19 protein-coding genes and 1 pseudogene are annotated in these 22,009 nt (G+C 68.0%); 14 read left to right on the top strand and 6 right to left on the bottom strand.

The features are described 5' to 3' along the window. Positions 1 to 59 precede the first annotated feature (59 nt). The 7 genes from Q0Z44_RS09815 to Q0Z44_RS09785 are packed head-to-tail and all read left to right on the top strand — an operon-like array spanning position 60 to position 10,454. Positions 60 to 779, top strand: coding sequence for a CerR family C-terminal domain-containing protein (locus tag Q0Z44_RS09815; RefSeq protein ID WP_298012079.1), 720 nt, complete (start codon positions 60 to 62; stop codon positions 777 to 779). Then, the gene (locus Q0Z44_RS09810; protein ID WP_298012077.1) at positions 776 to 1,798 is read left to right on the top strand and encodes an HlyD family efflux transporter periplasmic adaptor subunit; all 1,023 of its coding nucleotides are present in this window, start codon (positions 776 to 778) and stop codon (positions 1,796 to 1,798) included. Before Q0Z44_RS09815 ends, Q0Z44_RS09810 begins: the two co-directional genes overlap by 4 nt. A gap of 13 nt (positions 1,799 to 1,811) precedes the next feature. Beyond that, positions 1,812 to 4,613 (top strand): ribosome-associated ATPase/putative transporter RbbA, encoded by a 2,802-nt coding sequence (rbbA, locus tag Q0Z44_RS09805; protein ID WP_298012075.1) that lies wholly within the window; start codon positions 1,812 to 1,814, stop codon positions 4,611 to 4,613. A 4-nt stretch (positions 4,614 to 4,617) separates the two neighbouring features. Beyond that, positions 4,618 to 5,745 carry an ABC transporter permease gene (locus Q0Z44_RS09800; RefSeq protein ID WP_298012072.1) on the top strand — a complete coding sequence of 376 codons (1,128 nt, stop codon included), beginning with the start codon at positions 4,618 to 4,620 and terminating at the stop codon, positions 5,743 to 5,745. 22 nt (positions 5,746 to 5,767) lie between these two features. Next, positions 5,768 to 7,501 (top strand): alpha/beta fold hydrolase, encoded by a 1,734-nt coding sequence (locus Q0Z44_RS09795; protein WP_298012070.1) that lies wholly within the window; start codon positions 5,768 to 5,770, stop codon positions 7,499 to 7,501. Positions 7,502 to 7,512: 11 nt separating this feature from the next. Beyond that, on the top strand, positions 7,513 to 8,931 hold the full coding sequence (locus Q0Z44_RS09790; protein WP_298012066.1) for a bifunctional enoyl-CoA hydratase/phosphate acetyltransferase: 1,419 nt from the start codon (positions 7,513 to 7,515) through the stop codon (positions 8,929 to 8,931). Next, entirely contained in the window at positions 8,928 to 10,454 is a 1,527-nt protein-coding gene (locus Q0Z44_RS09785) for a TolC family protein (protein ID WP_298012063.1), read from the top strand. Before Q0Z44_RS09790 ends, Q0Z44_RS09785 begins: the two co-directional genes overlap by 4 nt. A 79-nt stretch (positions 10,455 to 10,533) precedes the next feature. Here the strand turns inward: Q0Z44_RS09785 and ilvC are convergent, their stop codons facing one another. From ilvC to Q0Z44_RS09770, 3 genes are all read right to left on the bottom strand, one after another. Beyond that, on the bottom strand, positions 10,534 to 11,550 hold the full coding sequence (ilvC, locus tag Q0Z44_RS09780) for a ketol-acid reductoisomerase (protein ID WP_109036973.1): 1,017 nt from the start codon (positions 11,548 to 11,550) through the stop codon (positions 10,534 to 10,536). Between the two features lie 98 nt (positions 11,551 to 11,648). Then, positions 11,649 to 12,140 (bottom strand): acetolactate synthase small subunit, encoded by a 492-nt coding sequence (ilvN, locus tag Q0Z44_RS09775; RefSeq protein WP_109036974.1) that lies wholly within the window; start codon positions 12,138 to 12,140, stop codon positions 11,649 to 11,651. Between the two features lie 185 nt (positions 12,141 to 12,325). Continuing rightward, positions 12,326 to 14,104, bottom strand: a complete 1,779-nt coding sequence (locus Q0Z44_RS09770; protein WP_298012059.1) for an acetolactate synthase 3 catalytic subunit — start codon at positions 14,102 to 14,104, stop codon at positions 12,326 to 12,328. Between the two features lie 322 nt (positions 14,105 to 14,426). Between Q0Z44_RS09770 and Q0Z44_RS09765 the strand changes: the two genes are divergently transcribed. The 5 genes from Q0Z44_RS09765 (at position 14,427) to Q0Z44_RS09745 (ending at position 17,746) form a co-directional block, all read left to right on the top strand. After that, positions 14,427 to 15,011: an RNA polymerase sigma factor gene (locus Q0Z44_RS09765; RefSeq protein WP_298012057.1), complete on the top strand. Its 585-nt coding sequence runs from the start codon at positions 14,427 to 14,429 to the stop codon at positions 15,009 to 15,011. Then, positions 15,008 to 15,673 carry a DUF3619 family protein gene (locus Q0Z44_RS09760; protein WP_298012055.1) on the top strand — a complete coding sequence of 222 codons (666 nt, stop codon included), beginning with the start codon at positions 15,008 to 15,010 and terminating at the stop codon, positions 15,671 to 15,673. The genes Q0Z44_RS09765 and Q0Z44_RS09760 overlap by 4 nt, the downstream gene beginning before the upstream one ends. Beyond that, positions 15,670 to 16,476 (top strand): DUF3106 domain-containing protein, encoded by an 807-nt coding sequence (locus Q0Z44_RS09755; protein ID WP_298012054.1) that lies wholly within the window; start codon positions 15,670 to 15,672, stop codon positions 16,474 to 16,476. The genes Q0Z44_RS09760 and Q0Z44_RS09755 overlap by 4 nt, the downstream gene beginning before the upstream one ends. A 62-nt stretch (positions 16,477 to 16,538) precedes the next feature. Further along, the gene (locus tag Q0Z44_RS09750; protein WP_298012052.1) at positions 16,539 to 17,126 is read left to right on the top strand and encodes an RDD family protein; all 588 of its coding nucleotides are present in this window, start codon (positions 16,539 to 16,541) and stop codon (positions 17,124 to 17,126) included. Between the two features lie 5 nt (positions 17,127 to 17,131). Then, the gene (locus Q0Z44_RS09745) at positions 17,132 to 17,746 is read left to right on the top strand and encodes a TIGR00730 family Rossman fold protein (protein WP_298012050.1); all 615 of its coding nucleotides are present in this window, start codon (positions 17,132 to 17,134) and stop codon (positions 17,744 to 17,746) included. A gap of 6 nt (positions 17,747 to 17,752) precedes the next feature. On the opposite strand, the gene Q0Z44_RS09740 is transcribed toward Q0Z44_RS09745, so the two are convergent. Then, positions 17,753 to 18,091 carry a P-II family nitrogen regulator gene (locus tag Q0Z44_RS09740; protein WP_298012049.1) on the bottom strand — a complete coding sequence of 113 codons (339 nt, stop codon included), beginning with the start codon at positions 18,089 to 18,091 and terminating at the stop codon, positions 17,753 to 17,755. Between the two features lie 97 nt (positions 18,092 to 18,188). After that, positions 18,189 to 19,898 (bottom strand): NAD+ synthase, encoded by a 1,710-nt coding sequence (locus Q0Z44_RS09735; RefSeq protein WP_298012046.1) that lies wholly within the window; start codon positions 19,896 to 19,898, stop codon positions 18,189 to 18,191. Here Q0Z44_RS09735 and Q0Z44_RS09730 point away from each other — a divergent pair. Then, entirely contained in the window at positions 19,897 to 21,153 is a 1,257-nt protein-coding gene (locus Q0Z44_RS09730) for a GNAT family N-acetyltransferase (RefSeq protein ID WP_298012043.1), read from the top strand. The genes Q0Z44_RS09735 and Q0Z44_RS09730 overlap by 2 nt on opposite strands. Before the next feature lie 50 nt (positions 21,154 to 21,203). After that, the gene (locus Q0Z44_RS09725; RefSeq protein WP_298012041.1) at positions 21,204 to 21,740 is read left to right on the top strand and encodes a hypothetical protein; all 537 of its coding nucleotides are present in this window, start codon (positions 21,204 to 21,206) and stop codon (positions 21,738 to 21,740) included. 22 nt (positions 21,741 to 21,762) lie between these two features. Here the strand turns inward: Q0Z44_RS09725 and Q0Z44_RS09720 are convergent. Then, positions 21,763 to 22,009: pseudogene (locus Q0Z44_RS09720) on the bottom strand (hypothetical protein); the annotation flags it as partial.

Genomic DNA, 22,009 nt, shown 5'->3' with positions numbered 1-22,009 from the left:
CGGTGTCATGCTGCGACCTGTTGCCAGGGTTTCCCCTGCACCCAGCCACAGGATCCGCGATGACGCCCGTCACCTTCCAGACGCCTGCCAGCCACCCGCCCACCGCCCTGCCTGAATCGTCACGCGGTGCCCTCGCCCGCGACCGCATGCTGATGGCCGCCCTCGATCTGTTCGGCCGCCACGGCTTCGAAGCAACCACCACGCGCATGGTGGCCCAGCAGGCCGGCATGAACCTGGGCGCCATTCCTTACTACTTCGGCTCGAAGGACGATCTGTACGGCCAGGCCGCGGCCTGGCTGGCTGACTACATTGCCGACCGCATGCGCGAACCGCTGGCCCACCTGCAAGCCGCCTGCGACGAGGAAACCGACCCGACCGCGCTGGTGGACCATCTGGTGCGGTTCATGCAGGCACACGCACGCTCGCTGCTGGCCGATGCAGCGCCGGCAAGCTGGATCCAGTTCTACATGCGTGCTCAGACCGAATGCGATGCCGCTTTCGAGCGGCTGTTCGAACAGGTGATCTCGCCCAGCCACGACACCGTGTGTGGCGTGCTGGCTCGGGTCATGCATCTGCCGGCAGACCACCCGCGCACGCGGGCACTGGCCTACCTCGCCTTTCACCAGTCGGTGTGCTTCCGCCTCACCGGCGATGTGCTGCTGCGGCGGCTCGGGTGGGATGGCTTCACCCCGCCGCGCATCGAAATGCTGCTGGAGACCATTGGCACGGCGCTGCGAGACCAGCTGCTCGGCGCCGCCCGTCGGGGGGCCCAGGCATGAAGCGCCCCGTGATCACCACCGTGGTGCTGGCTTGCGCAGCGGCAACCGCCGGTGCCGCGGCCTACTGGTACGTGGCCCACCGGGACGACCTGCCGGCCGGCATTGCACGCAGCAACGGCCGCCTGGAAGTCGAGCGCATCGAAGTCGCGGCCAAGTACCCCGGCCGCATCGTTGAACTGCCAGTGCGCGAGGGCGATGTCGTGCGCGCGGGCGACCTGATCGCCCGACAGGACAGCAGCGAGTTGCAGGCGCAGCGGGCCGCAGTGGAAGCCGCTCGGGAACGGGCCACCAATGCCATGGCACGCGCCCGAGCCGAGACCGCCGTGCGCCAAGTGCAGGCCCGGCTGGCGCAGCTGGAGCTCGATCACACCGCCGTGCTGCGCCGCGATGAGCTGGTGTCGGGTGCCGAGGTGGACCGCCGCACCGCCCAGCGCGACGGCGAGCGCGCGGGCGTGATGGTGGCCACTGCCGCCATCGGTGAGGCCACCGCGGCCCGCGCCGAGGCCGACGCGCAGATCCGCCGCATCGACGTGGCGATTGCCGACATGAGCCTGCGCGCGCCGGTGGACGGCCGCATCGAGTACCGCGTGGTCGAGCCGGGCTCGGTCATCCCGTCGGGCGGGCGGGTGGCCACGCTGCTGGACACCAGCCAGGTCCACATGACCGTGTTCCTGCCGACCTCGGTGGCGGGCCGCTTGAAGGTGGGCGATGAGGCCCGGCTTCAGCTGGACGCAGCGCCCGACTACATGCTGCCCGCGCACGTGACCTTCGTGGCCGCCGAGGCGCAGTTCACACCCAAGTATGTGGAGACCGCCACCGAGCGCGACAAGCTGGTCTACCGCGTGAAGCTGGCCGTGCCGCGCGCGCTGGCGCAGCAACACGCGGGGTTCGTGAAGGCTGGGCTGACGGGCTATGCCTACGTGCGTACGGACACGCAGTTGGCCTGGCCGGCCACGCTGACCGTCAAGCTGCCCGGTGTCGCGGCAGCTCCGGCATCCTCCGCGGCATCGGCTCGCTGAGCATTGCGGCCCCATGGCGCAACATCCACCCCACGCACAGACGCCGTCGGCCTCCGCCCTGGCGGTGGATGTGCGCGGCGTTTCGCATCGGCACGGTGACACCCTGGCCCTGGACGACGTCACCCTGCAACTGCCCGCAGGTCGGACCATCGGCCTGGTGGGGCCGGACGGCGTCGGCAAATCGACGCTGCTGTCACTGGTTGCGGGCGTGCGGCGGCTGCAGCAGGGCGAGGTGCAGGTGCTCGGGCTGGACGTGGCCTCGGCCGCCGACCGGCATCGGCTGTCGCCGCGCGTGGCCTTCATGCCGCAGGGACTGGGCCGCAACCTGTACCCGACACTGTCGGTGGCCGAGAACATCGATTTCTTCGCGCGCCTGTTCGGTCAGGGCGCACAGGAGCGGGCCGCACGCAGCCAGCGCCTGATGGACGCCACCGGCCTGTCGCCCTTCCGCGATCGCCCGGCCGGCAAGCTGTCGGGCGGCATGAAGCAGAAGCTGGGGCTGTGCTGCTCGCTGGTGCACGATCCGGACCTGTTGATCCTGGATGAGCCGACCACCGGGGTCGATCCCCTGTCGCGGCGCCAGTTCTGGGCGCTGGTCGAGGCGCTGCGCCAGGAGCGCCCGGGCATGACGGTGATCGTGGCCACCGCCTACATGGAAGAGGCGGAACGTTTCGACGTGCTGGTGGCCATGGACGCCGGCCGTGTGCTGGTGTGCCAGCCCACCACCGAGGTGCTGGCCACGGCGCCGCAGGGCACGCTGGAATCGGCCTACATCGCGATGCTGCCGCCGGCACGGCGCGGCAGCGGCGAGCCGCTGGTCATTCCGCCGCGCACGCTGTCGGAGGGGCCAGCAGCGATCGAGGCCCGTCACCTCACGCGGCGCTTCGGCGATTTCGTGGCGGTCAGCGACGTGAGCTTCCGCATCGAACGCGGCGAGATCTTCGGATTCCTCGGCTCGAACGGCTGCGGCAAGACGACGACGATGAAGATGCTGACCGGCCTGCTCGACATCAGCAGTGGGGAAGCCAGCCTGCTGGGCCAGCCGATCAACGCCCGGGATCTGGCCACGCGGATGCGCGTGGGCTACATGTCGCAGGCCTTCTCGCTGTATGAAGAGCTGAGCGTGGTGCACAACCTGCGTCTGCACGCGCAGCTGTACCGCATGGACAGCGCGGCGGCCGACCGCGCGATTGCCCAGGCCCTGACGCAGTTCGAGCTGGCCGACCATGCCGAGGCCATGCCCTCGGCGCTGCCGCTGGGCATCCGCCAGAGGCTGCAGCTGGCCGCGGCCTGTCTGCACCGGCCCGAGGTGCTGATCCTCGACGAGCCCACCTCTGGCGTGGACCCGGCGGCGCGCGACCTGTTCTGGCGGCATCTGGTGCGGCTGTCGCGCGACGAGCACGTCACCATCTTTGTGTCCACGCACTTCATGAACGAGGCCGAGCGCTGCGACCGCATCTCGCTGATGCACCGCGGCACGGTGCTGGCCGTGGGCTCGCCGGAAGACCTGCGCCAGCAGCATGGCGCTCCCACACTGGAAGCCGCCTTCATCACCTGCCTGGAAGCCGCCGACACCACGGTGCAGGCCGCCCGGGATGCCGCTCAGGCCGACACCCGCTCATCCAGTGAGCCACAGCTGGATACGGCCACCACAGCGCAAGCGCCCGATGCCGGCCGCGCGGCACGACTCGGCTGGCTGGCCCGCATGTGGGCTTTTGCCCGGCGCGAAGGCATGGAGCTGCGCCGTGACCGCATCCGCCTGACCTTTGCGCTGCTGGGCCCCATCATCCTGCTGCTGACCGCGGCCTGGGCCATCTCGTTCGACATCGAGCGCGTGGCCTTTGCGGTGCTGGACCACGATCAGAGCCACGACAGCCGCCAGCTGATCTCGCATTTCGAGGGCTCGCGCTACTTCGTGCAGAAGCCACCCCTACACGACATGGCCGAGATCAGCCCGCGGCTGCAGCGGCGCGACGTGCTGCTGGTGATCGACATTCCGCCCGGCTACGGCCGCGACCTGCTGGCCGGCCGGCAGCCGGAAGTGGGCTTCTACATCGACGGCGCACAGCCCTTCACCGCCGAGAACATCCGCGGCTATGCGCGCGGCATCCTGCTGGAACACGCGATGCGCCTGTCGCGCGAGACCCCGGGCGTGACGCCGGTTGCCCTGCCCGCCGGGTTCGAGCCGCGCTTCGTCTACAACCCGTCGTTCCGCAGCATCTACGCCTTCACGCCCGGCCTGCTGATGCTGTGCCTGATCATCATCCCGAGCATGCTGACCGCGCTGGGCGTGGTGCGCGAGAAGGAGATGGGCTCGATCGTGAACCTGTACGCCTCGCCGGCCACGGTGGCGCAGTTCCTGATCGGCAAGCAACTGCCCTACATCGCGCTGGCCATGCTGAGCTACCTGACACTGGTGGGCCTGTCCGTCACGCTGCTGCAGGTGCCGCTCAAGGGCAGCTTCATCGCACTCAGCCTCGGGGCGCTGTGCTTCGTGTTTGCCGGCACGGCGCTGGGGCTGCTGGTGTCGGCCTTTCTGCGCTCGCAGGTGGCGGCCACGTTCGCCACGGCCATCCTCTGCATGATCCCCTCGGTGAACTTTTCGGGCCTGCTGTACCCGGTGTCGACGCTGGAGGGCAGCGCGCGCTGGGTGGGGCTGGGTTTTCCGTCGTCGTGGTTCCAGCTGATCAGCCTGGGCACCTTCACCAAGGGCCTGGGGCTGGAAAGCTTCGGGCCGATGTACGCCGCGCTGCTGGGCTTCGGCGTGCTGTACCTGACCGCCGCGCGGCTGGCCGTGCGCAAGCAGGAGACCTGACGCCATGCGGCAATGGATCCTCAACGTGCTGCGCCTGTCAGGCAAGGAGTTGCGCAGCCTGGCCGGCGACCTGCCGCTGATGGCGCTGATCGTGTTCGCGTTCTCGGTGGCCATTTACAGCACCGCCAAGGGCGTGAAGGCCGAGGTGGCGAATGCTTCGGTGGGCATCATCGACGGCGACCGCTCGGCGCTGTCGCACCGCCTGCGCGACGCCATCCGACCGCCCTACTTCAAGCCCCCGGTGGACACCACGCCGCAGGCCGCCGCCCAGGCCATGGACCGCGGCGACCTGATCTTCGTGATCGACATCCCGCCGCGCTTCGAGGCCGATGTGCTGGCCGGCCGCGTGCCCACCGTGCAGGTGCTGGTCGACGCCACCGCCATGACCCAGGCGGGCCTGGGCGTGGTCTACCTCAACGAAATTTTCTACCGCGAGCTGCTCGATTTCTTCCACCAGCAGGGCATCGAGGCGCGCCTGCCCACGCGGCCGGTGATGCACGTGCTCTACAACCCCAACACCCAGTCGTACTGGTTCACGGCCGTCATGCAGATCGTGACCAACGTGACGGTGCTGGCCATCATCCTCGTGGGCGCGGCCGTGATCCGCGAGCGCGAGCACGGCACCATCGAGCACCTGCTGGTCATGCCTGTGCGCCCGAGCGAGATCGCCCTGGCCAAGATCATCGCCAACGGCGCTGTGATCGTGCTGGCCGTGATGCTGTCGCTGTGGCTGGTCGTGCACCTGTGGCTGGGCGTGCCGCTGGCCGGCTCGGTGCCCCTCATCCTGCTGGCCACCACGGTCTACCTGTTCGCTGTCACGGCTCTGGGCATCATGCTGGCCACGCTGGCCTCGTCGATGCCGCAGTTCGGCCTGCTGTCGTCGCCGGTGTACGCAGTGCTGTACCTGCTGTCGGGCGCGGCCACGCCGGTCGAAAGCATGCCGCCGCGCGTGCAGCAGCTGGTGCAGTTCTCGCCCACGACGCAGTTCGTGCGGCTGGTGCAGTCGGTGCTGTACCGGGATGCCGGGCTCGACATCGTCTGGCCTCAGCTGCTGATCGTCACGGCCGCGGGCGCCCTCTTCCTCGTCATCGCGCTGTCGCGTTTCAGATCGATGCTCGCCCGACAGGGCTGATGCCCAACTCAGGAGCCTGACCATGACCTCTTCTTGCACGCCCCCGACCCCGGGCCCGGACGCCTGGCAGAACTGGGTCGCCGAGCTCGACCGCCACGCACAGGCCCGCCTGGGGCAAGCGACCGGCGGCATCTCGCCCATCCAGGCTGCACTGGTCTACCTCGACTGGCTGGGCCACCTGGGTACGGCGCCGGGCAAACAGCTTGACCTGGTCAAACGCTTCATCGAAGACGCCCAGGCCACGACCGAGCGGGTGCTGTCGCCAGAGGACGAGGTCCCGGCCGACAAGCGATTCAAGTCCGAGGGCTGGCGCCGCTTCCCCTTCAATGCCTGGGCAGAGGGCTTTCTGCTGGTGCAACGCGCGTGGGACCGCGCCACGCGCGAGGTGCCCGGCGTAGGCCGCCGGACCGAAGAAACCGCCACCTTCGCCGCCCGCCAGTGGCTAGACGTCTTCTCGCCTTCCAACCTGCCGTGGCTCAACCCTGACGTGCTGGAGGCCACGGCACAGGAAGGCGGCATGAACCTCGTGCGCGGGGGCATGAACTGGTTCGATGACTGGCAACGGCTGATGCGCGGTCTGCCGGCGGCCGGCACGGAGCAGTACGAAGTGGGCCGCAACGTCGCCATCACGCCCGGCAAGGTCGTGATGCGCAATGATCTCATCGAGCTCATCCAGTACAGCCCGACAACCGAGAAGGTGCACGCCGAGCCGATCCTCATCGTGCCGGCCTGGATCATGAAGTACTACATCCTTGATCTGCAGCCGCAGAACTCGCTGGTGAAGTACCTGGTCGACCAGGGGCACACGGTGTTCATGATCTCGTGGAAGAACCCGAGCGCCGAGGACCGTGACAAGGGCATGGACTGCTACCGCGAGCTTGGCGTGATGGCCGCGCTCGACACCGTCAACCGCATCGTGCCCGACCGCAAGGTGCACGGCGTGGGGTACTGCCTCGGCGGCACCATGCTGATGATTGCAGCCGCCGCCATGGGCCGCGCCCACGACGACCGCCTGGCCTCGATGACGCTGTTTGCCGCGCAGGGTGACTTCACCGAGGCCGGCGAGCTGCTGCTGTTCATCAACGACAGCGAGGTCAGCCTGATCGAGGCCATGATGGCCGAGGAAGGCGTGCTCAAGGGCAGCCAGATGGCGGGCACCTTCCAGCTGCTGCACTCCAACGACCTGATCTGGTCGCGCGTGCTCAAGGAGTACATGCTGGGCCAGCGCAGCGAGCCCAACGACCTCATGGCCTGGAACGCGGACACCACGCGCATGCCCTACCGCATGCACTCCGAATACCTGCGCAAGCTCTTCCTCCACAACGACCTGGCCAGCGGCCGCTACGAAGTGGACGGCAGCCCCGTGTGGTTCACCGACATCCGCATGCCGGCCTTTGCCGTGGGCACCGTGACCGACCACGTCGCGCCGTGGAAGTCGGTCTACAAACTGCACCTGCTGCCCATTGACCTCACCTTCGTGCTGACCAGCGGCGGGCACAACGCCGGCATCGTCAGCGAGCCCGGTCACCCGCGCCGTCGCTATCAGATCCACCATCGCACCGCCGATGAACACTATGTCGACCCGGACACCTGGCAGGCCACGACACCCCGCGTCGAAGGCTCGTGGTGGCCTGCCTGGCAGACCTGGCTGGTGGAACACTCGAGTGGCCTGGTCGCCCCGCCCCGCATGGGCCTGCCCGGCGGCCGCAAGAAGGTGCTGCCCGACGCGCCGGGCGACTACGTGCGCGTGCCCTGACCGGAGGCCCCATGACCAACGACACCCCCGCTCTGCTGGAGAACCGCACCTACGACGAGCTGTCCGTGGGCGACAGCGCCTCGCTCGTTCGCACCCTCAACAAGGACGACATCGCGCTCTTCGCCATCCTGAGCGGCGACGTCAACCCGGCCCATCTGGACGAGGCCTATGCGCGCGACACGCCCTTTCACAAGGTCATCGCCCATGGCATGTGGGGTGGTACGCTGATCTCGACCGTGCTGGGCACCAGGCTCCCCGGGCCGGGCACCATCTACGTCGGCCAGACGCTGCAGTTCGTGCGGCCGGTGGGCCTCGGGGACCGCATCACCGTGACCGTCACGGTGAAGGCCAAGGAGGCCAACAACCGCGTGCGGCTCGACTGTGTGTGCACCAACCAGCTCGGCAAACCCGTCATCACCGGCGAAGCCGAGGTGCTTGCCCCGCAGACCAAGGTGAGTCGCCCGCCCAACAGCCTGCCCGAGGTGCACCTGCACCGCCACGAGCGCTTCGATCAATTGATGAGCCTGGTGCAGTCGCACGCACCGCTGCGCTGTGCCGTGGTGTGGCCGGATGACGAACACACGCTGACGGCCGCACTGGAATGCGCCCACGCAGGCCTGCTGATGCCCGTGCTGGTGGGCAATGGCAGCCGCATCCGTGCCCAGGCCGAGCAGCTGCAACTCAAGCTCGACGGCTGCGAAATCGAAGAAGCGCCCGGACCGACGGCCGCCGCCCACCAGGCCGTGGCCCTGGCCCGCGAAGGCGATGTGCAGGCCGTCATGCAGGGTGCCGTGACGGTCGGCATGCTGATGCACGCCGTGATGGACCACAGCGATGGCCTGCTCACCCACCGCCGCGTCAGCCATGCCTACATCGCCGATGTGCCGACCTACCCGCGGCCCTTCATCGTCACGGACGCGGCCATCAACATCCAGCCGACGCTGGAAGACAAGCGCGACATCGTGCAGAACGCCATTGACCTGGCGCGCACGCTGGGCCTGAGCGAGCCGCGGGTGGCCATCCTGTCGGCCGCAGAAACCGTGCACAGCACCCTGAGCTCGTCGATGGACGCGGCCGCGCTGTGCAAGATGCTCGAGCGCCATCAGATTGCCGGCGGCATCGTCGACGGCCCGCTGTCGCTGGACGCTGCCATCAACGAACGCATTGCCCGCCTCAAGCATCCGCAGTCGCCGGTGGCAGGCCAGGCCAACGTGCTCGTCGTGCCCAACCTGGAGACGGGCGACATGCTGGTCAAGCAGCTCTCGCTGCTGGCCGATGCGGACGTCGCCGGCATCGTGCTGGGCACCCGCGTGCCCATCATCCTCACCAACCCGGCTGACAGCCCGCGCACCCGGCTCGCCTCGGCCGCGCTGGCCGTGCTGCTGCACGACGCCGACGGCCGGCTTTCCACCGAGCACCCGATCACATGAACGCGCTCTTCATCCGCCCGCCCACGCGGGCTGACCTGCACCGCGTGCCCACCCACCTGCTGCAGGCCTTCGCCGTGGCCACCCTGTGTGGATGCGCCCTCGTGAAGGTCGACATGCCCGCCCAGCGGGTGACCCCACCCGACCGCTTTGCCGAAGCACCGGCCGAGCCCGGCTCGTCCCTGCCCGACACCGCCCGGTGGTGGAGGCAAGTGCCCGACCCGACCCTGCACACCCTCATCGAACAGGGCCTGCAGGCCAACGCCGATGTGCGGATCGCTCTCGCCCGGGTCAAGGAGGCACGCGGCGTGAGCAGCCAGGCCGAATCCGCGCTCTATCCCACGCTCTCGGGCTTTGGCGGGATCGGCCGCAACCGCCAGGACTTCCTGCCCTCGACGCCGGACGGCCTGCCGGTGCCTTTGCCCGACGTCCGCGTGCCCATCAGTCGCTTCGACGGCTTCGGCCTGGCCGCCGCATGGGAAGTTGACCTCTTCGGTCGTCGGCGCAGCGACATCGACGCCGCCCGCGAAGCCGAGCTGGCGCAGACCGAACGCGTCCACGGAGCGCAGTTGCTCGTGGCTGGCGACATCGCCGCCAACTACGTCGAAGCCCGTGCCATCGAGCACCGGCTGGGGGTGCTCGACCGGGTCGAAACCACGCTGCAGACGCTGCTGCGCTACGTGCGCGGGCGCTTCACGGCGGGCCAGGCCAGCCGTGCCGACATCGACCGGGCCCAGGCGCAGCTGGCCAGCGTCCAAGGCCAGCGCGCGCCGCTTCAGGGGCTGCTCGCCTCGCGCCTGCGCCGCCTGGCCGTGCTCTCGGGCCAGACGCCCGACGCCCTGAGCACCCTGCCCGCGCCCACCGCCGCCGCCCCGGCCAACGCCAGCGTGATCCCGACTGCGCTGCCCATCGTGCTGCCTTCGTCGGTGCTCGAGCAACGCCCCGACGTGCGCGGCACCGCACGCCAGGTTCGCACCCTCGCCGCCCGCCTCGGCAGCGCCAAGGCCGAGCTGCTGCCCAGCTTCTACCTCGGCTTCCTGAACACCGACGGGCGCCTGAGCATCGGCGACAACCTCGGCGCACGCGACCAGTTCACGGCCTGGGGCGTCGGCATGCGCCTGCCCATCTTCGAAGGCGGCCGCATCCGCGCGCGCATCGCCTCGGCCGACGCGCGGCTGGAAGCGGCCGCCGTACAGCACGAACAGGCGGTGCTGAGCGCACTGGAAGATGTGGAGAACGCCTACGGCATGCGCCACGCACTCGATCAGCGCGCCACGCAGCTCGCTGCCTCGCTGCAGCACGGCAACGACGCAGCCCGCCACGCCCAACGCCTGTTCGAACAAGGCAGCACGCTGTTTCAGCCCGCGCTCGAAGCCCGCCTCACTGCGCTGCAGCGCGAAGACGAACTGATCCAGACCCAGGCGGCTCGCGCACGCGCCACCATCGCCTTCTACCAGGCCATCGGAGGTGGCTGGCAGGACGAGACGGCCTCTCGGGCAGAGACCGCCGAGCGCGCACCGCGCTGAGGCAAAGAAAAAGCCACCGGGCTTGCACCTCGGCGGCTTTTCAATCTGACAAGCAAGCCGGCTTGCGCCGGCAGCCCGATCAGTTCTTCGACTGGTCGACCAGCTTGTTCTTGGCGATCCAGGGCATCATGGCGCGCAGCTCGGCACCCACGGTCTCGATCGGGTGCACGGCGTTCAGACGACGGCGAGCGGTCATGCTCGGGTAGTTCGTCTTGCCTTCCTGGATGAACATCTTGGCGTATTCGCCGGTCTGGATGCGCTTCAGGGCGTTGCGCATGGCTTCGCGCGACTTCTCGTTGATCACCTCGGTGCCCGTCACGTACTCACCATACTCGGCGTTGTTCGAGATGGAGTAGTTCATGTTCGCGATGCCACCTTCGTACATCAGGTCGACGATCAGCTTCAGCTCGTGCAGGCACTCGAAGTAGGCCATCTCCGGCGCGTAGCCGGCTTCGGTCAGGGTTTCGAAGCCCATCTTCACCAGCTCGACGGCGCCGCCGCACAGCACGGCCTGTTCGCCGAACAGGTCGGTTTCCGTTTCTTCACGGAAGTTGGTCTCGATCACGCCACCCTTGGTGCCGCCGTTGGCCGCAGCGTACGACAGCGCGATGTCCTTGGCCTTGCCGGACTTGTCCTGGTACACGGCGATCAGCGAAGGCACGCCGCCGCCCTTCAGGTATTCCGAACGCACGGTGTGGCCAGGGCCCTTCGGGGCGACCATGATCACGTCCAGATCGGCGCGGGGCACGACCTGGTTGTAGTGCACGTTGAAGCCGTGGGCGAACGCCAGAACGGCGCCTTGCTTGATGTTCGGCTCGACGTTGTTCTTGTAGACGTCGGGAATGTTCTCGTCCGGCAGCAGGATCATGACGACGTCAGCGCCCTTCACGGCGTCGTTGACCTCGGCCACCTTGATGCCAGCGGCTTCGACCTTCGACCACGAGGCGCCGCCCTTGCGCAGACCGACGGTCACATTGACGCCCGAGTCGCGCAGGTTCTGAGCGTGGGCGTGGCCTTGCGAGCCGTAACCGATGATGGCGACGTTCTTGCCCTTGATCAGGCTCAGGTCGGCGTCCTTGTCGTAATAGACCTTCATGTTTTGTGCTCCGTCGAAAAACGAATGGTTGCTTGATGGACTCAAGCGGGTTGTTGCAGTGACAGCGGAAATCAGCGGGAGAAAGAGACTGCGGAGAGTCAGACGCGCAGGATGCGCTCGCCGCGCCCGATCCCGCTGGTCCCGGTGCGCACGGTTTCGAGAATGGCTGCGCGGTCGATGGCCTCGATGAAGGCATCGAGCTTGGACGCGTCGCCAGTGAGTTCGATGGTGTAGGTCTTGTCGGTCACGTCGATGATCCGGCCGCGGAAGATATCAGCCATCCGCTTCATCTCTTCGCGTTCCTTGCCCACGGCGCGCACCTTGATGAGCATGAGTTCACGCTCGGTGTACGGGCCTTCGGACAGGTCGACGACCTTGACCACCTCGATCAGTCGGTTCAGGTGCTTGGTGATCTGCTCGATCACGTCATCGGAGCCGTGCGTGACGATGGTCATGCGCGACAGCGACGGGTCTTCCGTGGTGGCGACCGTCAGGCTCTCGATGTTGTAGCCGCGGGCCGAGAACAGGCCGACCACGCGGGACAGGGCGCCGGCTTCGTTTTCCAGCAGCAGGGCAATGATGTGTTTCATGTTGATCGTCCTGGCGGGCTCTTGAGCACCCGGGGCGGTAACCCCGGGCCCGTGGCCCGCGCACGATGGGAAATCGTTGTGCATGTGCCCGACCGGCTTGAGCGAACCCTCCGCCCGTGCCGGAAAGCACGGGCCTTGGTTCAACCCCGACCGGATCGGGCCTCGGAGTCAGTTGGCGTGGCGGATCAGAGTTCCTCGGAGCCCAGCAGCATCTCGGAGATGCCCTTGCCGGCTTGCACCATCGGCCACACGTTCTCGGTGGGGTCGGTGCGGATGTCGAGGAACACAGTGCGGTCCTTCAGCGCGATGGCTTCCTTCAGGGCGCCTTCGACGTCTTCCGGACGCTCCACCAGCATGCCGACGTGGCCATAGGCCTCGGCCAGCTTCACGAAGTTGGGCAGCGCGTCCATGTAGCTGTGCGAGTAGCGGCCGCCGTAATCCAGCTGCTGCCACTGGCGCACCATGCCCAGGTAACGGTTGTTCAGCGACAGCACCTTCACCGGGGTGTTGTACTGCAGGCAGGTCGACAGCTCCTGGATGCACATCTGGATCGAGCCTTCGCCGGTGATGCAGAACACATCCGACTCGGGCTTGGCCAGCTTGATGCCCATGGCGTACGGCAGGCCCACGCCCATCGTGCCCAGGCCACCGGAGTTGATCCAGCGGCGCGGCTCTTCGAAACGGCAGTACTGCGCAGCAAACATCTGGTGCTGGCCGACGTCGGACGTGATGTAGTGGTCGGTGCCGGCGGTCAGGCGGCCCAGCGTCTCGAGCACGAACTGCGGCTTGATGACGTCGTTCGAGGTCTTGTAGCGCAGGCACTCGCGCTTGCGCCACTCGTTGATCTGGCTCCACCAGGCGGCCAGCGATTGCTGGTCGACCTTCTGCGACGACTCCTTGACCTGGGCGATCAGCTCCAGCAGCACGTCCTTGACGTCGCCCACGATGGGGATGTCGACCTTGACGCGCTTGGAGATCGACGACGGGTCGATGTCGATGTGGATGATCTTGCGCTCGACCTGGGCAAAGTGCTTGGGGTTGCCGATCACGCGGTCGTCGAAGCGGGCGCCCACGGCGATGACCACGTCAGCGTGCTGCATGGTCATGTTGGCTTCGTAGGTGCCGTGCATGCCCAGCATGCCCAGGAACTTCGGGTCGGAGGCGGCGGTTGCGCCCAGGCCCATCAGCGTGTTCGTGCAGGGGAAGCCGAGCATGTCGGCCAGCTCGCGCAGCTCCTTGTGCGCGTTGGCCAGCACCACGCCACCGCCCACATAGATGTAGGGCCGCTTGGCGTTGAGCAGCAGCTGCACGGCCTTGCGGATCTGACCGCCGTGGCCCTTGCGCACCGGGTTGTACGAGCGCATTTCCACCGACTCGGGGTAGTGGAAGGCGGTCGTCTTCAGCGAGACGTCCTTGGGGATGTCGACCACGACCGGGCCGGGACGGCCGGTGCGGGCAATGTGGAAGGCCTTCTTCAGCGTCGCAGCCAGGTCGGCCACATCCTTCACGAGGAAGTTGTGCTTGACGATGGGGCGGGTGATGCCAACGGTGTCGCACTCCTGGAAGGCGTCCAGGCCGATCGCGGCCGTGGGAACCTGCCCGGTGATGATCACCATCGGGATCGAATCCATGTAGGCCGTGGCAATGCCGGTGATGGCGTTCGTCACGCCGGGGCCGGAGGTCACGAGGGCCACGCCGACTTCGCCTGTGGCGCGCGCGTAGCCGTCAGCCGCGTGAACGGCGGCCTGCTCATGGCGCACCAGCACGTGCTCGATCGTGTCCTGCTTGTACAGGGCGTCGTAGATGTACAGAACGGCACCACCGGGGTAGCCCCAGATGTACTTGACGCTCTCGGCCTGCAGGCAGCGCACGAGGATGTCGGAACCGTTGAGGATTTCGCCGTGGGCGGCGGAAGAGGCGTCGGCAGCTGCGGCGCGCTTGGCGTCTGCGGGAGACATGTCCATGATGAAGAAGAACCTTTCCGAATTTCTCTAACGAAAAACGATCGGTGCCCCTCTTACACGGCCACCACCCGGGCGGGTGGCAACAGCAGCACTGCGGCAACGGATTGCCAGCGTGCTCGCCCTCGTGAGGCGGTTTCGGAGCCTGCGCGGCCTGGGCACGTCGCCTGTTGATGCGGGCGAGCACAAGCCAGATCGAAATGGCGCAAAACCGACATTATTGCATTCCCTGACACAACTTCAAGCAAAGCGGCCCCGCGGCATGACGCCGGGCAAGCGGGTGCCATAATCCGCCGCGTCATACGCCGCCATCCGGCTTTTGGTCTTGACCCCTCTTCCCAGCCCCTCCCCAGAAGAAGAACTCGACGACTTTCTCAGGAGCGTCGAGCGTCGCGCCTTCAAACGCACGGTGTACGCCGTCCGGGATGAAGATGCGGCCCTGGACATCGTGCAGGACAGCATGATCCGCCTGGTGCAGAGCTACGCCGACCGCCCGGCAAACGAGTGGCCGATGCTGTTCCAGCGCATCCTGTCGAATGCCACCCTGGACTGGTTTCGCCGCCAGAAGGTCCGCAACGCCGTGTTCACCAACATCGGGGACCTGGAGGCCGCAGCCGGCGACGGCGAGGGCGATTTCGATCTGCTGGAGGCCCTGACGGCACAGGACGGTGGCACGGAAGGTGCAGATGATGCCGCAGCGCGCACGGAAGCCCTGGGGCAGATCGAAGAAGAGATCGCAAAGCTGCCAGCGCGTCAACGGGAAGCGTTTCTGCTGCGTTACTGGGAGGAACTGGATGTTGCAGAGACCGCCGCCGCCATGGGTTGCTCCGAAGGCAGCGTGAAGACGCACTGCTCGCGCGCCGTCCAGGCCCTGGCCAAAGCCCTTCAACTTCGTGGAATCACATTGTGAAGACCCGCCCGACTCCCCCGCTGACCGCAGCGCAACGTGAGGCCCTCGAGGCCCGCTTTGCCCTGCGCCTGAGCGCGCGCCTGGAAGAAGGTGCGCGGTGTGTGCCCCATGACGTGACCGAGCGCTTGCGCGTGGCACGTGAACAGGCGGTGCGCACGGCCCGTGAGGCCCGTGTGCGCACCGCGTCCTCCAGCGCGCACATTGCCACGCCGGTGGTGCATCTGGGACTGGCCGGTGCCGGTGCAACGGGCGCGGCGGGCGGTTTTTCTGCCCCGGTGGCGGCATGGCACGAAGGCGCCGCACGTCAGCCGGGTCACGGCCGCCGCCTTGATGAGGGTCGGCTGTCGTGGGGCCTGAAGCTGGCCTCCGTGCTGCCGGTGATGGCGCTGGTGGCGGGCCTGTGGGGCGTGCATCACTATCACCAGATCGAGAAAACGGAAGCTGCAGCGGATGTCGACACGGCGCTCCTGAGCGACGACCTGCCGCCTGACGCTTATGCCGACCCGGGCTTTGCCGAGTTCCTTCAGAACGACACGGCGCCCGCCATGGCGGTGGAGACCGTGAGCACGCCGGACATCGAGGTCTCGGTTCAGCCGCCCGTCGAACTGGAGGCGGCAGTGGAAGAGGAAGGCGGCGAGGTCGCTCCCGCCGTGACGCCATGACCATGCCGCGTGGCGCCCCCCCCACCCTGCTGGTTGCGCTGTGCCTGGTGGCGCTCGGCCCGGCAGTGGTGAGCCTGGCGCACGCGCAGGGGCCGGCGAGCGCCCAGTCCGCGCAGGCCGGCGCACCGGCCTGGCAGTCGCTCACACCCGCCCAGCGGCAAGTGCTGCAGCCCCTGGCTGCCCAGTGGGGCGACCTCCCTGCATCCAGCCGCGAGAAATGGTTGCAGGTGGCCGTTCGCTACCCCAAGCTCACCGCCACAGAACAGCAACGCCTGCGCGAGCGCATGAACCAGTGGGCATCACTGCCTGCCACCGAGCGGGGCGAAGCACGGCTGCGCTTTCAACAGGCGCGCCAGCTGAGCCCCGCCGAACGGCAACAGAAGTGGGAGGCCTACCAGGCGCTCTCCGCGGAAGACCGCGACCAGCTGGGCCGCCAGGCGCGCCAGAAGGCCGACCCGGCCGGCATGGCGACCAGCGCGGCCCCGTCAGCATCGAGTCAGAGCAGCCGCCGCCTCGTGACGGCCGACGGACGCAAGGCGAACGTCGTGCCGGCCGCCGGACAGCGGCGGGCCCCGGCGCCCACGGTGGTCGCTCCGGCCCTGATCAAGGAAGGGCCCGGCGCGACCACGCGGCTGGTGACGCAGCCGGCCACCCCGCCCCTGCACCAGCAGGCCGGGCTGCCCAAGATCACCGCCACCCGGGTCTTTGTCGACCCGGTCACCCTGCTGCCCCGCAAAGGTGCACAGGGCGCCGGCATGGGCGGCGCCATGCCGGCCGACCGCGATCACGACCTGCCGGACTGACTCGGGTCGCGTCGGCTGCACTGGTGTATCGTTCGCGGCTGCTTGCCTGACCGTCTTCTGCCATGTCTGCCCGGCCTTCGAACACCTACCGCCCCCTCACCGCTGAAGAAACGACCGCTCGGGCGCACGCCACAGCCCCGCGACTGCGGCGCCGCGTCACCTCGTTCGTGTACGAAGGGGTGCTCGTGTTCGGCATTGCCGTGCCGGTGGGGCTGGTGTACGGCATCGCCACGAACCAGCGGCATGGCCTGGAAGGGCGACACGGATTGTGGGCCGCGCTGCTGCTGGCCTTCGCGCTTTACTACACCTGGTGCTGGGTGCAGACCGGCCAGACGCTGGCCATGAAGACCTGGCACCTGCGTGTGGTGGGCCACAACGGTGAGGGGCTGACCGTGCCCCGTGCCCTGCTGCGCCACGTGCTGGCCTGGCTGTGGCTGATGCCGGGCCTGCTGCTGCCGAAAGTGCTCGGTCTGACGCAGGGGCGCCAGCTGTTCGCCGCCCTGGTGGGCTGGATGGTGCTGTATGCCGTGTCGAGCTTTGTGCTGCCGCGCCGGCAATTCCTGCATGATGTGCTGAGCGGCACCCGCCTGATCGACACGCGGCCGGACGCCGCGCCGACGCCTCATCCCGACGCCGCGCATGCGGCCTGACCATCATGTCCCTGTCTCTGTGTGTGTACTGCGGCTCGCGCGACGGGCTGGATCCAGCCCACGTGGCCGCTGCCCGTGAAGTCGGCCGTCAGATTGGTGAACGCGGCTGGCGGCTGGTGTACGGCGGTGGCAGCACGGGCCTGATGGGCACCGTGGCCGACGCGGCACTCGACGCTGGCGCCCCGGTGATCGGCGTGATCCCCGAGCGTCTGATGACCCGCGAGATGGGCCACGCCCGCCTGACCGACCTGCAGGTGGTCGACACCATGCACGCGCGCAAGCACCGGATGGCCATGCAGTCGGACGCGTTTCTGGCGCTGCCCGGTGGCATCGGGACGATGGAAGAGATCTTCGAGGTGTGGACCTGGCGGCAGCTGGGCTACCACCGCAAGGCGCTGGGCCTGCTGAACGTGGCCGGCTACTACGACCACCTGCTGCGCTTCATCGACACCTGCCGCGACGGCGGCTTTCTGTGGCCGGATGTGCAGGAGTTGCTGATGGTCGGGGATGACATCACGACGCTGCTCGACCGCATCGAGGACGAACACGCCCGCCTTCAAGTGCAAACGCCGCCGGACCAGCCTGAGCCGGGTCCTGGCGGCGTGTCGCCCGAGATCTGAGCGAACTCAGACGGCGGATTCGTCGGTCTCGCCGGTGCGGATGCGCACGACCTGCTCGACGCCGGTCACGAAGATCTTGCCGTCGCCGATCTTGCCGGTCTTGGCGGCCTTGACGATGGCTTCGATGCAACGATCGACATCGCCATCCTTCACCACGACCTCGATCTTGACCTTGGGCAGGAAGTCGACCACGTATTCGGCACCGCGGTAGAGCTCGGTGTGGCCCTTCTGACGGCCGAAGCCCTTCACTTCGGTGACGGTCAGACCGGTCACACCCACTTCAGCCAGGCCTTCGCGGACTTCTTCGAGCTTGAACGGTTTGATGACGGCGGTGATCTGTTTCATGGAGGGACTCCGGATAAGTCTGCGAAGTGGGGGAAATCGGCAAGCCGCGCGGGCGCCATGTTGCGCCGCATGATGGCTATTTAAGCACGTCTCGGGCTCAGGCGCGGAAGCGGGAAGTGATCGGATAGCGCCAGTCCCGCCCGAATGCGCGGTAGGTGATGCGGATGCCGACCGGCGCCTGGCGACGCTTGTATTCGTTGATCTTGATGAGGCGCGTGACCTTGTCGACGTCGGCGCGATCGAAGCCAGCCGCCACGATCTCGTCGATGGACTGGTCCTGCTCCATGTAACGCTCGAGGATGGCGTCGAGCACGTCGTATTCGGGCAGGCTGTCCTGGTCGGTCTGATCCGGGCGCAGTTCGGCCGAAGGCGGGCGCGTGATGATGCGCTCGGGAATGGGCTCGGCCTGCCCGGTCGCGGCGGCCTGGGCGTTGCGCCAGCGCGCCAGACGGTAGACCACGGTCTTGGCCAGGTCCTTGATGACGGCAAAGCCGCCAGCCATGTCGCCATACAGCGTGCAGTAGCCGGTGGCCATCTCGCTCTTGTTGCCCGTGGTCAGCACGATGGCGCCGGTCTTGTTGGACAGGGCCATGAGCAGGGTGCCGCGGATGCGGGCCTGGATGTTCTCTTCGGTGGTGTCCTCGGCGCGGCCCACGAACAGCGGCGCCAGCGAGGTCTTGAAGGCCTCGAACTCGGGCGCGATGGCGATTTCATCGTGGCGCACGCCCAGGCGGTCAGCCATGTCGCGCGCGTCGATCCAGGAGATGTCGGCCGTGTAGGGCGAAGGCATCATCACGGTGCGCACCTTGTCGGCGCCCAGGGCGTCGACCGCGATGGCCAGCACCAGCGCCGAGTCGATGCCGCCGGACAGCCCGATGATGGCGCCAGGGAAGCCGTTCTTGCCGAGGTAGTCGCGCACGCCGGTGACCAGGGCCTGCCAGATTTCGGCGTCGGCCGACGGGACTTCGGCGAGCGCGCCCTGCACGCGGCCATCTGGCTGCAGCGTCAGAGGAAGGGTGGCGGTCTCGAAGCTCGGAGCGCGTGCCTGCACGGCGCCCTGTGCGTCTACGGCGAACGAGGCGCCGTCGAACACCACCTCGTCCTGACCGCCCACCATGTGCGCGTAGACCAGCGGCACGCCGAGCCGGCGCGCGCGCTCGCCCATCAGGGCCTCGCGCTCGCCCCATTTGCCGGTGTGGAAAGGCGAAGCGTTCAGCACGACCAGGGCCTGAGCACCCTGCCCCAGTGCGGCGTTGGCGGGCTCGTCGAACCAGGCGTCCTCGCACACCAGCAGGCCCACGCGCCAGCCGAGCACGTCGACGACGACGGGACCCAACCCTGCTTCGCGGCCGCTGATGAAGTAGCGGCGCTCGTCAAAGACCTGGTAGTTCGGCAGCTCGCGCTTCGCGTAGCTGGCGAGCACCTGGCCGCCCGCAATCAGGCTGGCGGCATTCAACAGCCCCGGCACGGCGTGCGACCGCCCGCGCAGGCCGGCGCCCGGGGCGGGCTGCGGATGGCCCAATACCAGGTGCAGGTCGGGCAGATCGGCCAACTGTGCGGCGATGTCAGCCACAGCCTGGCCGCACGCGGCAACGAAAGCCGGGCGCAGCAGCAGGTCTTCCGGGGGGTAGCCGCACAAGGCCATTTCCGGCGTGACGGCAAGGCGCGCGCCTTGCGCGTACGCTTGGCGGGCCGCGTCCACGATCAGGCGGGCGTTGCCGGCCAGGTCGCCGACGACCGGGTTGATTTGCAGCAGGGCCACGTTCAGCGCTTGGGCAGGACGGGCCGCGGACGACACAGCATTCATGAGCAGGATTCAAGCAGACGGCGCAGACGCGCAAGCCAGCATGGTAGCGGCCCTGTCGGGTGACTGCAGCATCACATGGGTGGATGACCCGGGCGAGATCGACGCCGCGGCCTGGGATGCGCTGCTTCCCGCAGAGGGGGCGAGCCCCTTTTTGCGGCACGCCTTCTTCCAGGCCCTGCACGACACCGGCAGTGCGGCCCCGGCCACCGGCTGGCATCCGCAGTTCCTGTTGCTGCACGATGCGGCGGGCCGCTTGCGCGCCGCCTGCCCAACCTACGCCAAGGACCATTCCTATGGCGAGTACGTGTTCGACTGGGCCTGGGCCGACGCGCACGACCGGGCGCTGGCCCGCCAGGGCACGCACTACTACCCCAAGCTGCTGGGTGCCGTGCCGTTCTCGCCCATCCCTGGGCCGCGGCTGCTGGTCGACCCGAGCCTGCCCGGCCCCGCCCGTGCCGCATTGCAGGGCCGCCTGCTCGATGTCCTGGCCGCGCAGTGTGAGGATCAGGGCTGGTCGTCGGCCCACCTGTTGTTCCTGCAGGACGACGAGGCCGATCTGGCGGCCGCCCGTGGCTGGCTGAAGCGGCCGGGGGTGCAGTTTCACTGGCTGAACCGCAAGGAAACGCCCTATGCCGATTTCACTGATTTTCTCGGCACTCTGCAGCGCGAGAAGCGCAAGAAGATCCAGCAGGAGCGGCGCAAGGTGGCCGAGGCCGGTGTGCGCTTCCAGGTGAAGCAGGGTGCGGACATCACCGAGGCCGACTGGGACTTCTTTCACCGCTGCTACACGCGCACCTACCTGGAGCACGGCCAACGCCCCTACCTGGCTCACGCCTTCTGGCATCAGGTGGGCACGGCGCTGCCAGACTGCTGGACGATGTTCATTGCCGTACGCGACGGCGAACGCATCGCCGCTTCGTTGCTGGCAGTCGATCCACAGGCGCGGGTGGCCTATGGACGTTACTGGGGCGCGCTCGAGTCGGTGTCCTGCCTGCATTTCGAGGCCTGCTACTACCAGGGCATCGCCTGGTGCATCGCGCAGGGCATGCAGCGGTTCGAGGGTGGCGCGCAGGGTGAGCACAAGCTGGCACGCGGCCTGCTGCCTGTCACCACGCACTCCGTGCACCTGCTGCGCCATCCCGGGCTGCGCCAGGCGGTGGCCGACTTCCTCGACCGCGAGCAACGCGGCATCGGCTACTACCTGAACGAACTGGAGGAGCGGCAGCCCTTCAAGGCGGGGGATCCCCCGACGTGACGGGCAGGTCGACATGGGGGCACATTCAACACACCGACCTCAGGGCTCCCATGAACCGTCCCCCTCAGGGCAACAGCGCCCCCTTCCCGCCGACCATCATCGACATCGAGGCGTCGGGCTTCGGCCATGGCAGCTACCCGATCGAAGTGGGGTTCGTGCTGCCGGATGGTCGCGCCTGGTGCAGCCTGATCTGCCCCGAGCCCGATTGGCAGCACTGGGATGCCGCAGCCGCCTGCGTGCACGGCATCGCCCGGGAACAGCTGTCACGCCATGGGCGGGCGCCGCGGGTGGTGTGCGAAGCGCTGAACGACCAATTGCACGGGCAGACGGTGTATTCGGATGCCTGGGCGCACGACTACACCTGGCTGGGCCGGCTGTATGACGTGGCCGACCGCACGCCGTCCTTCCGGATGGAGAACCTGCGGGCGCTGCTGAACGAGGCCGAAGCCGCGCGGTGGCATGAGGTGAAGCAGCAGGTGGCGGCGCGAATGGGCCTGGCGCGTCACCGGGCGAGCGCCGACGCCCGCGTACTGCAGCAAACGCTGGTGGCCTTGCGGCCGGACGCCGCCCACCAGACCGCGGCCTGAAGCCGTTGCCGGTGGGCGCGCATCAGGGCTGCATGTTGCGCTGCGCTTCTTCCTGCCGGCGCATGCGCACACACTCGGGATGGCGTTTGTAGGCCGACCGGCTGCAATGCTGCTTCATGCAGATGGCCAGGAAGATGAACGACTTGCCGGCGCACGCGGCCCGGGGGTTGAGCGGGCCCGGACGCGCCTCTCGTTTCTTGTCTTCCGGGCGCGCCTTGTCGGTGGCGCCGCTGGCACCGGCGCTGACCGCGCTGGCGGCGTCCTCCCCC

Source organism: uncultured Aquabacterium sp. (assembly GCF_947366995.1).
In the GTDB taxonomy this organism is placed as follows: Bacteria; Pseudomonadota; Gammaproteobacteria; order Burkholderiales; family Burkholderiaceae_C; genus Aquabacterium.
This window is presented reverse-complemented; position numbering and strand designations above follow the sequence as displayed.